Origin of the sequence: Bradyrhizobium sp. ISRA436 (genome assembly GCF_029910015.1) — a bacterium.
Classification (GTDB): domain Bacteria; phylum Pseudomonadota; class Alphaproteobacteria; order Rhizobiales; family Xanthobacteraceae; genus Bradyrhizobium.
In genome coordinates this window covers 5,072,496-5,086,444 of the sequence record NZ_CP094519.1, presented here as the reverse complement: position 1 = coordinate 5,086,444, position 13,949 = coordinate 5,072,496, and the positions used below count along the sequence as shown (strand labels likewise).

At 60.9% G+C, this 13,949-nt stretch carries 13 protein-coding genes and 5 pseudogenes; 7 read left to right on the top strand and 11 right to left on the bottom strand.

The features are described from left to right. Positions 1–134 precede the first annotated feature (134 nt). Positions 135–887 carry a hypothetical protein gene (locus MTX23_RS23910; protein WP_280972631.1) on the top strand — a complete coding sequence of 251 codons (753 nt, stop codon included), beginning with the start codon at positions 135–137 and terminating at the stop codon, positions 885–887. On the opposite strand, the gene MTX23_RS23905 is transcribed toward MTX23_RS23910, so the two are convergent. Both MTX23_RS23905 and MTX23_RS23900 read right to left on the bottom strand, forming a co-directional pair. Then, complete coding sequence (locus MTX23_RS23905) at positions 884–1,198, bottom strand: hypothetical protein (protein WP_280972630.1); 315 nt, start codon at positions 1,196–1,198, stop codon at positions 884–886. The genes MTX23_RS23910 and MTX23_RS23905 overlap by 4 nt on opposite strands. Next, positions 1,195–1,467: pseudogene (locus MTX23_RS23900) on the bottom strand (transposase); the annotation flags it as partial. The gene MTX23_RS23905 and the pseudogene MTX23_RS23900, both read right to left, overlap by 4 nt. A 94-nt stretch (positions 1,468–1,561) precedes the next feature. Here MTX23_RS23900 and MTX23_RS23895 point away from each other — a divergent pair. Then, a protein-coding gene (locus MTX23_RS23895; RefSeq protein WP_280971795.1) for an IS630 family transposase occupies positions 1,562–2,628 on the top strand; the annotation gives its coding sequence in 2 pieces (ribosomal slippage) (positions 1,562–2,048 and positions 2,048–2,628; 1,068 coding nt in all). Between the two features lie 17 nt (positions 2,629–2,645). Here MTX23_RS23895 and MTX23_RS23890 read toward each other — a convergent pair. The 5 genes and pseudogenes from MTX23_RS23890 to MTX23_RS23870 form a co-directional block, all read right to left on the bottom strand. Further along, a pseudogene (locus MTX23_RS23890) lies at positions 2,646–3,472 on the bottom strand (IS5 family transposase); the annotation flags it as partial. A gap of 120 nt (positions 3,473–3,592) precedes the next feature. Beyond that, positions 3,593–4,414, bottom strand: coding sequence for a phytanoyl-CoA dioxygenase family protein (locus tag MTX23_RS23885; RefSeq protein WP_280978163.1), 822 nt, complete (start codon positions 4,412–4,414; stop codon positions 3,593–3,595). An 11-nt stretch (positions 4,415–4,425) separates the two neighbouring features. Continuing rightward, positions 4,426–5,556 (bottom strand): class I SAM-dependent methyltransferase, encoded by a 1,131-nt coding sequence (locus tag MTX23_RS23880; RefSeq protein ID WP_280972629.1) that lies wholly within the window; start codon positions 5,554–5,556, stop codon positions 4,426–4,428. Beyond that, complete coding sequence (locus tag MTX23_RS23875) at positions 5,553–6,218, bottom strand: class I SAM-dependent methyltransferase (RefSeq protein WP_280972628.1); 666 nt, start codon at positions 6,216–6,218, stop codon at positions 5,553–5,555. The genes MTX23_RS23880 and MTX23_RS23875 overlap by 4 nt, the downstream gene beginning before the upstream one ends. After that, the gene (locus tag MTX23_RS23870; RefSeq protein WP_280972627.1) at positions 6,211–7,203 is read right to left on the bottom strand and encodes a glycosyltransferase family 2 protein; all 993 of its coding nucleotides are present in this window, start codon (positions 7,201–7,203) and stop codon (positions 6,211–6,213) included. Before MTX23_RS23870 ends, MTX23_RS23875 begins: the two co-directional genes overlap by 8 nt. 979 nt (positions 7,204–8,182) lie before the next feature. Between MTX23_RS23870 and MTX23_RS23865 the strand changes: the two are divergent. Further along, positions 8,183–8,434: pseudogene (locus MTX23_RS23865) on the top strand (hypothetical protein); the annotation flags it as partial. Positions 8,435–8,778: 344 nt separating this feature from the next. Here MTX23_RS23865 and MTX23_RS23860 read toward each other — a convergent pair. Beyond that, the gene (locus tag MTX23_RS23860; protein WP_280972626.1) at positions 8,779–9,474 is read right to left on the bottom strand and encodes a WbqC family protein; all 696 of its coding nucleotides are present in this window, start codon (positions 9,472–9,474) and stop codon (positions 8,779–8,781) included. Between the two features lie 330 nt (positions 9,475–9,804). Here MTX23_RS23860 and MTX23_RS23855 point away from each other — a divergent pair, with 330 nt between their 5' ends. Beyond that, the gene (locus MTX23_RS23855; protein ID WP_280972625.1) at positions 9,805–10,578 is read left to right on the top strand and encodes a class I SAM-dependent methyltransferase; all 774 of its coding nucleotides are present in this window, start codon (positions 9,805–9,807) and stop codon (positions 10,576–10,578) included. Here MTX23_RS23855 and MTX23_RS23850 read toward each other — a convergent pair. Then, positions 10,575–11,237, bottom strand: a complete 663-nt coding sequence (locus tag MTX23_RS23850) for a class I SAM-dependent methyltransferase (protein ID WP_280972624.1) — start codon at positions 11,235–11,237, stop codon at positions 10,575–10,577. The genes MTX23_RS23855 and MTX23_RS23850 overlap by 4 nt on opposite strands. A 202-nt stretch (positions 11,238–11,439) precedes the next feature. On the opposite strand from MTX23_RS23850, the pseudogene MTX23_RS23845 reads away from it, so the two are divergent. Then, positions 11,440–11,609, top strand: a pseudogene (locus MTX23_RS23845) (sel1 repeat family protein); the annotation flags it as partial. A 96-nt stretch (positions 11,610–11,705) separates the two neighbouring features. Then, positions 11,706–11,906: a hypothetical protein gene (locus MTX23_RS23840; protein ID WP_280978357.1), complete on the top strand. Its 201-nt coding sequence runs from the start codon at positions 11,706–11,708 to the stop codon at positions 11,904–11,906. Position 11,907: 1 nt separating this feature from the next. Here the strand turns inward: MTX23_RS23840 and MTX23_RS23835 are convergent, their stop codons facing one another. Further along, complete coding sequence (locus MTX23_RS23835) at positions 11,908–12,258, bottom strand: hypothetical protein (RefSeq protein WP_280978356.1); 351 nt, start codon at positions 12,256–12,258, stop codon at positions 11,908–11,910. A gap of 134 nt (positions 12,259–12,392) precedes the next feature. Here MTX23_RS23835 and MTX23_RS23830 point away from each other — a divergent pair. Further along, a pseudogene (locus MTX23_RS23830) lies at positions 12,393–12,805 on the top strand (IS481 family transposase); the annotation flags it as partial. Between the two features lie 570 nt (positions 12,806–13,375). Here MTX23_RS23830 and MTX23_RS23825 read toward each other — a convergent pair. Further along, positions 13,376–13,609, bottom strand: a complete 234-nt coding sequence (locus MTX23_RS23825; protein ID WP_280972623.1) for a DegT/DnrJ/EryC1/StrS family aminotransferase — start codon at positions 13,607–13,609, stop codon at positions 13,376–13,378. Positions 13,610–13,949 lie beyond the last annotated feature (340 nt).

The window sequence follows — 13,949 nt, the reverse complement described above, 5'->3', positions numbered from 1 at the left end:
CTCCCGTCGGGGATCAGCCATGGGCGCACAGCCATGCGTCGCTGCCGATCCCGGTTCACCTTGGCGGTGATTTGTTCCGGATTTTCTACAGCGGGCGCGATGCTCAGGCGCGATCGCATGTTGGATGGGCCGACGTGGAAGTCTGCGAGACCCCGCGCCTCCATGACGTCGCACGGCAGCCTGTGCTGATGCCGGGAGAGGATGGATCGTTCGACGACAGTGGAATTGGGATCGGCTGCATCGTTACGGAGGACGGTGTTCGTTCGCTCTATTACATGGGCTGGAATCTCAGTGTTCGTTCGGCTTGGCGCAACGCGATCGGCCTGGCGCGATCCCAAGCGCGCGACGAGCCATTCACGCGCTTCTCGCCTGGACCGATTATGGACCGCTCGCCGGAAGATCCGTACACGCTCTCATATCCCTGGGTGCTTCGGTTGGGCCCGCAGGATTGGCGGATGTGGTACGGCTCCAACCTCGCTCCCTCAGTCAGCGGCACGGACTTGCGGCACGCGATCAAGCTCGCGAGGTCGGTGGATGGAATTCACTGGACCAGGGCGGCCGCCCCCGTTGTCGGATTTGAGGGGGAGGCCGAATACGCGCTGGCGCGTCCGACCGTGGTGACCGCCGGAAGCCAGTTCCTGATGTGCTTCGCCTGCCGTGGTGAGAACTACCGGATAGGCGCCGCTGCCAGCGGCGACGGTGTGAACTGGCGACGCCTCGATGCGGTGCTGGGGCTTGGTCCGTCCGACCGGGGCTGGGAGAGCGAGATGACCTGCTACCCGGCTCTATTCTGGCATCAAGAGCGCCTGTGGCTTGCTTACAATGGCAATGGCTACGGACTGACCGGCTTTGGGCTCGCGGTCTGGGACGGCGAGCTTCCGCTCTAGCAGGCTGTTGAAGAAGTCTTTGAACGATGTGCGATGAATGGGATGTTGTCGCCGTTGAGGAGGCAGATCTCGCCTTCGAGTGAGCCGTCATCCTTTAGTTCGGCCCAGCCGTCACCCTCGGCTGGCTCCATTTCGTCGTTTCCCTGCCAGCCGAACTCGACTGCATCGCCGTGGCAGGCTCCATGAATGGAGCCTGTGAGGCAATCGAAGGCGAACTCACCGCCGTCCTTATCGAACAGGATGTAGGCGCCGGCCACGGCCATGTCGTAGCCCGGCGTCTCGACGACGCGCCATCTGCCCCGGATGCTCATGCCGATGACGCCAGAAGCTTGGGCAGCCGGATCAGATTGTAGGCCGCAAGCGCCAGGACGAAGACGGCATCCACGCGGTCGCGGCCTCGCAGCTTGACCTTGGCCAAGCCAGCGGAACTCTTGATCCAGCCGAAGACTTCTTCGATGCGTTTGCGGCAGCGCTGGCTGATGTCATAGCCGCTGTGACGCGTGGTACGCGCGTCGATCGCCGTCTTGCGCCGCTTGCCGGTCTTACTCAGATGCCCGTCGATCGCGATATGCGGGGTAACTAATACCAACGGCCCCCGGATTTGACTCACATTTGGGATTTCCAAATCAGTGAGTTTCTGAATCGATGTTGCTGCGTAGACAGGAGCAATATCGATGGGGGCAGCGGTAGCGATTACGCGGCTTGATTTGACCGCGGGCGAGCTTCGGAAGGCGGCGCGCAGAGAGAAGAATAGTACGGTAGCGCGGCGGATATTGGCGCTTGCGCTTGTGCTGGAGGGCGCGGACCGCAAGAAGGCAGCCGAAAGTTGCGGGATGGATCGTCAGACCCTGCGGGACTGGGTGCATCGTTATAACGCCGAAGGCTTGGCGGGACTGCGGTCGCGCAAACCGACGGGACCGCGGTCGCGGCTGACGACAGAGCAGCAGGCCGAATTGGCCGCGTTGGTCGAGGCCGGTCCCGATCCTGAGCAGCATGGGGTCGTACGTTGGCGGCGGGTGGATTTGCGCGACGAGCTTGAGCGGCGGTTTGGCGTCAAACTGCACGAACGTTCGGTCGGCAAGGTTCTGGCCAAGCTCGGGTACCGCCGGCTCTCGGTGCGGCCGCGCCATCCGCAAGCCGATGAAGCGGCTCAGGAAGCGTTCAAAAAAACTTTGCTACGACCCTCACGACAACGCTCCCCGCTCACGCCCAAGGCAAGCCGATCGAAATCTGGTTCCAGGACGAGGCGCGGATCGGCCAGCAGGGCACGCTGACACGCGTGTGGGCCAAGCGTGGCTCACGGCCTCGCGCGCCGCGCGATCGACGTTACGATTGGGCTTATCTCTTCGGTGCCGCCTGTCCTCAACGGGGCGTCGCCGCGGGTCTTGTCATGCCGACGGCAAATGCAGAGGCGACGTCACTGCATTTGGAGGCAATCAGCCGCAAAGTTGCACCCGACGCACATGCCGTTCTCGTCTTCGACGGCGCCGGCTATCACAGTGCCGGCACCGTCCGAGCTCCGGAAAATATCACTCTGTTACAGCTGCCGCCTTATGCGCCCGAGCTCAATCCGATTGAAAACGTCTGGCAGTACCTGCGCGCCAACAAGCTCGCCATCACCGTCTTCGACGACTACGACGATATCGTCGCCAAGACCTGCGAAGCCTGGAACTTCTTCGCAAATGATCCAGGTCGCATCGCCTCAATCACAAGCCGCACTTGGGCAACAGTCAATCCTTAGGGCCATTGGTATAATCTATCTCTGAGGTCGTGCACGAACTGCGTGACGTCATAGGCCTTGTCCGCCCCCAGAGTGATCCGTTTCGTGCACCCGCGCGCATCGATCATGGCAAGCGCGATCTCCCGTTCGGCGGTGCCCGTCGCTTGGCTGACCCCGCCCAAAACCGCTAAACCATTGCGGTTCTCCATCAGCGCATGGCCTATGTAGCTCAGCTTGGCTGGCTGGCCGTCACCCTTCTTGTAGAGCCGTGCCTCGGGATCGGTCGTGCTCGCATGGGTCTCATTCGATCGCTTCTCCTTGTGGAAGCTGCGCTCGGCATTGCGTCCCGGACCGCCCTGATCTTTGTCGCTGCCATCCTTCCTCCGGAAGCTCTTGGTCGAAGCCCAGGCTTCAATCAGCGTGCCATCCACCGAGAAGTGATCGCTCGATAGCAGACGCTTGACCTTCGGCTGCGCCAAAAGCGCGTTCAGGAACTTGGCCGCAATCTCGCCCTCAAGCAGCCGGTCGCGGTTCTTCGAGAAGGTTGAATGGTCCCAAACCGCATCATCCACCCCAAGCCCGACGAACCAGCGGAACAGAAGATCGAACTCCATCCGTTCCATCAAATGCCGTTCCGAGCGAACCCCATAGAACGCTTGCAGGAGCATCGCCCGAAGCAGCTTCTCCGGTGCGACCGCGAGGGGCGACCGAAGTCCGTATAGAGCTTGCCGAACTCCCCAGAAAGATCGCTCAGCGCTGCATTCGCCAGGTCCCGGATCACCCGTAACGGGTGGTCCACGCGAACCCGAGCCTCCAGGTCCACATAACTGAACAGCGAGCCGGACCGTTCGTCACTCCCCCGCATCGCGCCCCCAAGATAAAAATCCGATCCTAGAGAATCACGTTCCGAAACGCTCCGCCACCAACTTCTTCAACAGCCTGCTAGGCGCGACGAGCTCTCGGCGTTGCTACAGCGGCCAGGGTGTCAGGATTTTGGTGCGCGGCTGGCTAGGTATTCGGTGACAGACCTTGGCTGCCGAACATCGTAGCCGAGCAACCGTCGCAGCTCGGGAGCGGCGATAAAGTTGTCTCCAAGGGCTGCCGGCAAGTCGATCTGTTGACGGATCAACGGGATCGAATAGACATGGTTGACTGCGCGCCGCGCCTTTGTCGACACGTTGACGCCGCCGCTATGGAAAACCATGCAGTCGAGCACGATGAACGCGCCTGCAGGCGCAGTGACATTCACAGCCTGCGTGCCGACAAAATGGTCTGACGGAAACGCCTCAAGCCGGTGCGACGCAGGCAATACCATGGTCGCGCCGTTCTCGATCGTGAACTCATCTAGGCAAAACAGCGCATTGATCGCGAGCGGGCGCGAGGACACGAAATGCTGATACGGCAGATCGCGATGCCAGGTACCTTGATTGTATCGCATCCCGTTCGGCGGATTGATGATGCCGTTCTGCTGATTGAGTATCACATAGTCGGCGATCATACGACGGCAAACCTCAAGGATGCGATCGTTGGTGGCGAGTTCGAGAAATGACGTCTCGTAAGCAAGGGGCAAGCGGATCGTATCGTGCTCATCGATCGATCTCAGCGTCTCGAGGCCGCCATGCTCTTGGTGATGGCGGTTCTTTGCACGGTCAAATGCCCGCGAAAGGGAAGCGAGCCATTCGACGTCGTAGCCGCCGTCGATAACTCCATACCCGAGCTGGCGTATTGATTCGCATGCGCGCTCGATATCGTTCTCGGATTTTACTTGTTCGATGACGCCGTAGCGCCTTGGAGGGTTGTGCTGCATCACACTCACGCTCAACAGGGGATCAGATCATTCCATGTGATCGGCCGTAGACCGTCACGGCTTAGCCGCTCGGCAATTGCACTCTGCACATGAGGCGATGTTGCAATCAGGATAGTGCTTCCGGAACGCGGCCTGACATCTTGATAGGGTACAACTGCGGGGCCCAGCGTCCAAGCCTCGCTGGGGTCGTCAACTGCAATGGTCTCGGCGAGCGACCATGTCTTTGGGGCATACGTTCGAAGCAGGGCAGCTGTCTGGCCACCGCCAAAAACAAGAAGGCGCGAACCGGGCGCCACCCGGTCGAGGAGCGTTTGATCGAGACGCGCCCAGCGATCGAGGTAATCGTGCCGTGCGGCATGAAGACTCGCGGGCGAGGTTGCGAGCGAGACGATCGGAGCCGAAGGACTCGGCTTAAGTATGATCATCTGGAAATCTCCGATGTCGCGCGGAGCCGCAGTCTGCTTGCTTATTGCCAGCGAAGCCGCGGTGCTCGCTTCGCGGAGGGCAACGGACGTGAGGCTGTAAAGATGATCGAAAAAGAGCAGCTCAAGGTTGGGAGGATGGGCGGCCGGACAGATGATAACGATCTGCCCGTCCGGTGCCAGGTGCGCCCTCAGAGCCTTGAGGAACATCTCAGGGGCTGCAGTGTGCTCGATGACGTTGATTGCAATGATAAGGTCGAACCGTCTGCCATCTTGAGGAATCTGTTCCACGAACCCGCGCATCAAGCGAATCTTGCCTCCGGATCTTGCCGCCTCGGGCAAGGCAGGGTCGAGGCCAAATCCACTCGCTTCCGGCCATGTCTCCAGCAGTTCCGAAAGAAGCGCTCCTGAACCGCAGCCGACCTCCAGGATGTTCTGCGGTGCCGCGCTTTCGGTGCGGATCCAGTTGCGATAGGTCCTGGCCCGTTGCGCGTCGGACTTTGGCGACCAGCGGGCGAGAGCGTACTCGTCGTCATAGATAGCGCGAACCTCGTCGCCCGAAATTCCAGACGCGTGATAGGCAGCTCCGCAGCTGAGGCAAGAGGCCTTTGCCAGTGAGCGCTGCAGGATTCGTCCATCGCTCAACATCGACCGAGCGGGATGGGGGAATGCGAGCTCGACTGAATCTCCGCCACAAATCGGGCAGTGCGTCCGCTTCACGGCTGCGACCTTCCTGGGGCGTCGACCTGTCCATGTCGTACCAGTACCGTGAACTCGTAAAGGCCATAGTCTTGCAACAGCGCTACAGACCGGCCGTATCGCGACAGGCAGTGATCGAGCATTCCAGCCGGATTGGCGTAGTAAAGATGCGGTCTCCGCCGCTCGGGATCGCTTGACAGGCTTAGAATGTTGAAGCCGAAGCCAATGCGGCTCGCTTGTGCCAGCACATCCAGCGTTCGATTGATGTAGTCAGCCCAATCCTCGTCAGGAGTATTTCCTTTCACGTTGAAGATTCCGCTCGCGATCGCAAAGTCGAAGACGCCCTCCGGAGTTGCTCCGACGTGCCAGCTCTGGCCGCCGTGATCGCTGTGAAGCTCGCGTGCTTTCTCGATCATTTCCGGAGCGACATCATAGCCGGTGAAGGGGCCTCGGAAACCGGCTCTCCGGAGAAAGCTCAGGAAATCGCCAAATCCACAACCGAGATCGATGATCGAGGCGTCAGGAATGTCTGCGAGGAGCCGCAGGAACTGTCGATGTCGAAGCTGATGTGACTCAGGACCGTTCCAGTCCACTCCCCGGGATGTGGGTCCGTGCTCCAGAAGTTTGGCCGAATAGTATTGCGCAACCTCCGAGAGCAATCTTGAAGCAACCTGGCTACTCACGGTGACTATCCGCGTTGGCATGGAAGGAAGAATCGATCGCCGTCATTTCGCGAACCAGAGGCGTGACGGTCCGGTGTATCCTTCGGATCACCGTGTAAGGGCGCCGCTTTGTCTCGGCCAAAATGGTTGCCATGTAGATTCCCAGCACGCCCAGGATGAGCGTGATCAGACCGCCAAGGAGCCAGATCGAGATGATCTGGGAAGCATAGCCGCTCACACCAATACCCACCGTCGCAAACCGCACGAGGTAAAATCCGATCAGAGCGATTGAGGCAACGAAAATGAACAGGCCAGTATAGAAAATGAGGTACAGCAGCCTGGTCGATGACGTGGTCAAATGCTTCACGGCGATGTCGATCCGTTTCCAGACCGAATAGGTCGAGGGTGAACTCGACAGTTTTTCGACCACGATCTGATTCTGATGGAAACCAGTGAGCTGCCAAAGATCCGATATGACAAATTCCCGATCGCGGTGCCGAACGAGAGCTTTGACGTATTCGGACGTCATCAGCCGTGCCGTCACCAGATTTCGCGGCAGCGGCCGATCGCCAAGCGCATCAATCAATGCAAAGAAAAGGCTCCTGCCGACATGCGCGAGCAGTCCGCCATGCTTGGTTTCCTGCACTCCATAGACCACGTCACTGTCGCCCCGCTGAAAGCGTTGGTAGAATAGAGCTATGTCTTCCGGGTTTTCTTCGAGATCACTATCGATAAGAAAGACCAGTTCTCCGCGGGCATGGGCGAGGCCAGTCATCATTGCCTTGTAGTGCCCAAAATTGCGGGCAAGATCGATTACGACTACCCGCGAGTCCTGTCGATGCAAGTCCAGCGCGATGTCGAGGCTGGCATCTGGCGATCCATCGTTGACAATCACCATCTCGACGTCCGCGAAGATTGCTTCCGCCGCTCGCATCATTCGTCGATAGAACGCTTCGATCGTGGGGGCGGATCGGTAGAGGGTCGTCACGATAGAAACTTTTACCATGATATCCTGAAGCAGATTGAGCTCACTGGGGGGCCACCGGACGTTCCTCGCACTGGTATCTGCGGCGTTACCGCTGATCTTTCTGACGTCAAACCCTGTTTGTGGTGGCCACAGGCGCCACCCCCTGCAGTTGCGAGACATGGTGTCGATCGGCCACAACTTCCCGCAGGTCGCTGCCTCGACCTTGGAAATGACACTGTCGCAAGCTACGGGTAGCAGCGGGCCTCAGCGTCGGATGCTCGACCTGAGTATCAGGGGTCGGGAACACGATCATCCTCGCTAGCGCAGGTCGGCTCGGGGTGGATAGTCCTTTTCGGTGCGTTCTGGTCCTCTCTCCCATTATCGGAACGGCTGCCTGAATTCTATTGGGATCAGAACCTTCGGGCAAGAAGCGCTGTTCTCCCGGAGGCGCTCTCCGCTGAGGAATGTGCACTCGACAGCCACCGGGGCGGATATGTAGCGTCGATGCGACTATGACTTGCCGGCTTCTCAGGCGGTTTGGCCTGGGCAGAACCAGGCGGTTGTCTAACTGGGGCGGGACCGCGGTGGATGCACGCAATATCTCATTCATTGAGCGGATTGCCGCTCGGGGCCTAACCCCAATTCCGCTGATTGTATCGAAGACGCTGGCCGGAGCCGGCTATGAGCGAGGCATTCTTCGGGCCGAAGGGACCGCGACTCACTGCGCCAAGGAAAAGGGGGCGAGCCGAACGTCCCTAGGGGGCGTGGGCCCCCCCCCGGTTGAACCGTTGTCGCACTTTATGCAGATACTGTTGGCGGGGACTGGTTCGTCCCGAACGACCTTGGCCCAGCTTGATTTGATCCCGAAACTTTGCTGTTCAGTTGGCAGTCGCAATGCCACTTTGAGTGGTTTGCAGTACGGGCTGTTCGCCCCCGGCAGCAGTCCCGGGGAGGGATGAATACTGCGTTCAATTTTCATGGGTCCGGAAAGAATTTCCGGCCAAAGGAGAGTTCAATTATGCGCCCTTTAGCTTTGTTAGCGCTGGCCATCGGCCTTTTCTTTCCGCTTCTCGCTTCCGCACCGGCCCAGGCCCAGGCGACCCGTACGTGGGTCTCTGGCCCGGGTGACGACGCCAACCCCGGCAGTCGCACCGCATCCTGCAAGACGTTTGCCGGTGCGATCTCGAAGACCGCCCCCCAAGGTGAGATCAACTGTCTGGATCCCGGTGGTTTCGGTGCCGTCACCATTACCAAGGCGATCACCCTCAATCGTCACGAGGTTTCGGCTCGGTGCTAGTTGCCGGGACCAACGGTGTCGTCATCGCGGTTCGGGAGCACAGATCACCGTAAATGACAGCGCGATCAGCAGCAATGGGACGGGCGTCAATGGTGCGGGTATCCGCGTTTCGGATTCCGACATCAATTTCAACACGACCGCCGCATTTGCCGGCACGCCGACCAGCTACGGGACTAACCGGGTCTTCGGCAATGCGTCGGTTGGCTCCTTCAACACGGCCGCTCAGCAGTGGCGATACGGTTATTTCCTGCGGACGGAACCCGGGCGTATGTGCCCGGGAGGTGATTGAACTTGGCGATGTTACAGCGCCGGCGCGATCAGCCGGTTTGCGTGCGACTGAGAAAGCGCGGCGCCTCCGGGCCGGTGTTGAACAAGAGATCGAGCACGGTGACCGCGTGCTCGAAGCCGCCATGAAGCTGGGGATATTCCTCATAGCCCTGGTAATTCATCCACTCCGTCGTGATCCCTGCCGAGGCTAGCTCTGCCTCATTGAGATAGACCCGTGCGGCAGGACCACTCAGATAGCGGTCGGCACCCGCGGCCTTGGCGATATTCAGCAACCGTGTGGTCTTGGTGCCGACCGCCGGATAGGCACAGTCCCTGACGATGCGGGTGTTGATACCGAGTAGTCCCGCAATTCCCCGCAAGAACAGTTCGTTGATACTGGTGAGCCTTGTCTCCGCGTCGGCGCACTCGTACCAGTTGCGGACAGCAGGTGCGAACAAATCGAAGAAGGGGGCAGGCCGGTATGCGAGCTCGATCGCCCGCCAGTGCTTCTCTGCCCAAGGCTTTTCGATCTCGACTTGATCGATCGCCTGATCGTATCGTCCCTTGGTCACAACCGGTATCGTCAGCCAGGTGAGTCCGCCGGCGGTTTTGATGCGGTTACGATTGTGCCAGTGCCGCTTCGTATATTGCGCGCTGTCGAAGACCACGTATTCATCGCATTGCCCGATTAGGTCGAAAAAACCCTTCCATGGGATGTAGCAGGACTGGATGATGCTAACTCGCACGTCACAACTCTCGTCCGGGCAGGGATCGACGTTGTACCCCGGTTGGGCGTCGGAGGCCGTTCTCCGTAGGAGCGCCGGCCAGGCTGGGTTGCTGGCCAGCGCTTGGCCAAGTGTTTATAGTCGTCGCATGCTAAATGCACGAATTATCGTTGAACGGCCCGGCTACGGCCGGCCTGCTCCGCACCCCGCATGAGCTTTTCGGAAGCATCTGGCCGGCGCTGCCTTGCCTGTAATGCTGTGGAGGCGGTTGCCGACGACGTGCCATTGTGGCCGCTCGGATGGCGCTGTCCCGCCTGTGGTGCCCCAGTCCCGCAGGATAACGGCATACCGATGTACGCCCCGGACCTAGCGGACACCGTCAGCGGCATCGATCCCAAGGGCTTTGAGGTGCTCGCCAGGGCGGAAGCTGGGCACTTCTGGTTCGTTCCCCGAAGCGAGCTGATTGTCGGTCTTGCCACAAAGTTCTTCCCGCAGGCGCGCAGGTTTATGGAGATCGGTTGTGGCACCGGAACGGTGCTGGGCGCGTTGGCTCGGTCGCGCCGTTGGGAGCGCGTGGTTGGTTCCGAATTGCATCCCTCCGGGCTGGCCTATGCGCGGGAGCGTCTGCCCGTCGGCGTAGAGTTCGTCCAGATGGACGCGCGTAACATTCCGGCCGTCGGCCTCTTCGACCTCACCGGCGCCTTCGACGTGGTCGAGCACATCCCTGATGACGAAGCGGTGCTGTGCGGGCTGCGCGCAGCGACTCGCCCCGGCGGCGGGATCATCGTCGCAGTTCCGCAGCATCCCTGGCTGTGGAGCGCGGCCGACGATATCGCCCACCACCAGCGCCGCTACCGGCGCGGTGAGCTCGAGGACAAGCTCCGCCGCAGCGGCTTCGAGATCCTGTTTTCGTCATCGTTCACGGCGTTGTTGCTGCCGCTGATGGCGGTCAGCCGTTTCATGCAAAAAAGCAAAGCTGGAGCCCAGGAGGCCTCTGAACTCGAGCCCAGCCCGTTCATCAATCGTACGCTGACTGCGATCTTGCGTGCGGAAGTCCGGATGACGCTTGCTGGATGGCGCTGGCCGGCTGGCGGCAGCCGGGTAGTGGTGGCCAGCGCGGTCTAGCCGCTTTGCGGCCTCGGACTGTTTCGAGCGATCATGACGATGTGGTCGTAAGGAATTCGGAGCAGGTCATGAAACACGCGGGTCTGCACATCGAAGTCCAGACCGTTCAGCAGTTCTAGGTAGCCTCCAGGCCGTCGGATATTCAGGCCAGAGTCAAGCTTGTTGATAAGCTTGACTGCCGCGCGCTGCTGGGGGAGCCAGACATTATCAATCGTGACAATCCTTCCGTCTGCCTTGAGCAGGCGCTTCAAGGAAGTGAACAAGGTAATGGCTTCTCTGTCGGCAAGGTGATGTAGCAGAGCCGAAACGTTAATGAGATCGAAGCTGTTCTCATCCTGACGGAGGTCGTTTGCGGCGTTGCCGACAATGAAGCGGCCGCGGTTGCCGTAAAGCTCCCGAGCATAGTTGACGTGTTTCTCGTTGAGGTCGATGCCAGTATAGTCGAGCGAAGGCAGGTAGGCGAGAATGTTTGCTGGTCCGCAGCCAACGTCCAGCATTTTGATGCCAGGCGTCGGTTCTAGTACCTCATTCACGTAACGCCTGATTGCATTGTCGGCGCCAAGCGCGAACATCAGTCCCTTATAGATCGATGGAGCGCGGACCAATTGATACAAACCGGTAATTCGTTGCGCCACATCCTGCTCCAGATTATCCTGCATATACGTAGCTGAGGGACCTCTATAAACGCACCGGGCGAATGAGGCCAGCATGTCTCGCCCTGTGGATATCCGCGAGTCGGCTGCTTAGAGTAGTGACCATAAGCATCAGCGAATTTGGCAACAACCTGGAACGTCTGGGCAAGGGGATCCTTTGACACGGCCACTCTTTGTCCTGTTTGTCGCCCTCGTGTTTGCAACCGCGATGGCTCATCCGCTGCTTGCAGCTTCCCTCCGCGAGGGTGTCGCCGCCGTGCACTGCCAGGACTACCAACGCGCTTCGCGGATCTTCATTCCACTGGCCGAGCGCGGTAGCCTTTCCGCGCAGACCTATCTCGGCTTGCTGTTCGAGACCGGCCGTGGCGTGCCGCAGAACTATACGGAAGCGGCGATGTGGTATCGCCGCGCGGTCGAGCAGGGCGACAGCCTCGCGCAATATTCGCTGGGACTGCTCTACCACCGGGGGCAAGCGTGCCGCGCGATATCGTCGAATGGCTCAATCTGTCGACAGCGGCCGCGCCACCCAAGGTGCGCGAGGCGCGGCAGCGCATCCGTGATGCCATCACCAGCAAGATATCCCGTGGCGAAATCGCGCAGGCGCGGCTGCGGGCGCTGGAATGGGCCCCACTCCGGAGCATTGAGCGACCGCGCCGGTGGCGGCGGTTGCCCTAACTCAACAGTGCCTCGGCCAGCCAGCCGAGCCAGATCGCGGGCGCCAGGCCGACGGGCAGGAATGCGGTCGATCGAGCGGCCGGCACAGCAGCGCGCCGTTGACGACATAGGCGGTAAGCGCGGTCAGGGTTGCGACCTCGACCGCGGCGAACACGGTAACCACCCCGAGCCAGGCGCCGGACACCGCGGCGAGCTTGATATAGCCGAGCCCATGCCCGTCGCGGCCGCGCCAGGCCCGATAGCCCGCCATCAGCGCCAGGAAGGGCAGGGCGATTGCAAGCGCCCGCCCGGCCGCCCACAGAAGGCCATACCAGCCCGCATCCGGGCCGACGGTTGCGGCCCAGAGCAGCACCGGCCTGGGGATGGCTCCGACTCCGTCGATGTCGGCGGCCTGAAGCCGCTGGCGCGGCCGAATCAGGAGCCGGCTAGGTGTTTAGTCCCAAGCTTTGATGGTGCATTCTTGTCGCACGATTCGAAGGATGCACTATGGGACAGGTTTTACACGGCTGCGCCACCACGCGGAGGCAGTCCGTCGAGCTATACAAAATAGTCAAGAGAGCCTGAGGGCACTCGCCAAGCGCTACGGGATCAACCAGAAGACTGTTACGAAGTGGAAGCAGCGCGACACCGTCGCCGACCGTTCGACCGACCCCAAGGAAGCCAGGTCGACCATCCTTTCCATCGAGGAGGAGGCGATCATTGTCGCTTTCCGGCGACATACGCTGCTGCCGCTCGACGATTGCCTCTATGCACTGCAGCCGACCATCCCGCATCTGACGCGGTCATCCCTGCATCGCGGCCTCCAGCGCCACGGCATCAGCCGATTGCCGGAGGTCGCAGGCGACAAGCCTTCGAAGAAAAGGTTCAAGGCTTATCCGCTCGGCTATTTTCACATCGACCAGAGCATTGCCGAACGGAAATCCGCTGTGGTCGGTGCCGTTGTCGGCCCTGACCGCGACTGTGACCCGGCCGCTGTTCTCGGCGTCGCGGCGGCCGCCGCAGCCTGCGGTTGTTGCGCCGACGGCAGAGCCGGCCGTCAAACCGCCGGCTCCGGCTGTACCGGACCACCCGGCGCTAGCGCTGATCGGGGCGGTCGTTGGCCAAGGCGACGCTGTCGCGGTGTTCCTCGACCGGACGACTCAGAAGGTCGTTCGCCTGCGCCAGGGTGACACACACGCAGGATGGCCGCTCAGCGCGGTGCAGGCGCGGGCGGTCACCTTGAAGAAAGCCGGCCGCAACGAGGTTCTCGTGCTGCAACGCCAGGAAGGGGCGGCCGCGCCGTCCGCGGGTAGCCCCGCAATGCCAGCCCCTCAGCCGGTGGCCGGCGCTCTCGATGGCTCTTACGCGCCCTTAACGCCGCCGCCCGACGCCGAAGAATGGCGAATCGGACGGCTCTGATCTGAGGATCACGGGTCACGCCCTGAGGATCGTGCCCAGAAGATCGCAAACCCGTTGATGCGGGCTTCCGGTCAGTCCGACCACATCGGCAGTCTGATCAACCGCTCAGACAACGACGTCGTCAGCGGAAGATCGCCATGGGCGCGCCCGAAACGCTGACCGGCCGGGGACGGATGCAGCGGCTCATAGTGAAACACGGAGTTAAAGCCGTTGTTCTTGAGATTGCGTAGAACCATTTGGCGGTCGACGCCGGACGCCAGGAGCGCGTAGTCCAGATGGCCGTTGTGCCGGCAGTCCGCCGGCATGATCGGTCAGCGCATTCAGTTCCTATGCGCCGCTCGCGCCCCACTCGACCAACACCCAAGATCACGAACTGGTGGGCTTTGACGTGAGCTGACATGGCCGTTTAGTTTACAGGAGATCGTATCAAGGCGCGCATTCCGCAAAGACCGTCACGCTAGAATCTCCTTCAACACCTGAGTTGATCGCGCAATCTCTACCTCGGTCAATGAAAACCGCGGCGGGCGATGTACTCTGCGTTACCAAGGCGCCACCGCTGCCGAAGCCCGTCGAGCTGCCGCCGCTGGTCCTGGTCGGGGCCGTGGTAGGCGAGGGCGATGCGATCGCGATCCTGGTCGACGAGAC

Excerpts from the sequence above, each read along its gene's own strand:
- MTX23_RS23905 (WP_280972630.1), bottom strand. The coding sequence starts at position 1,198 with ATGAGCATCCGGGGCAGATGGCGCGTCGTCGAGACGCCGGGCTACGAC.
- MTX23_RS23885 (WP_280978163.1), bottom strand. The coding sequence starts at position 4,414 with ATGCAGCACAACCCTCCAAGGCGCTACGGCGTCATCGAACAAGTAAAA.
- MTX23_RS23870 (WP_280972627.1), bottom strand. The coding sequence starts at position 7,203 with ATGGTAAAAGTTTCTATCGTGACGACCCTCTACCGATCCGCCCCCACG.
- MTX23_RS23855 (WP_280972625.1), top strand. The coding sequence starts at position 9,805 with ATGTACGCCCCGGACCTAGCGGACACCGTCAGCGGCATCGATCCCAAG.
- MTX23_RS23850 (WP_280972624.1), bottom strand. The coding sequence starts at position 11,237 with ATGCAGGATAATCTGGAGCAGGATGTGGCGCAACGAATTACCGGTTTG.
- MTX23_RS23825 (WP_280972623.1), bottom strand. The coding sequence starts at position 13,609 with ATGCCGGCGGACTGCCGGCACAACGGCCATCTGGACTACGCGCTCCTG.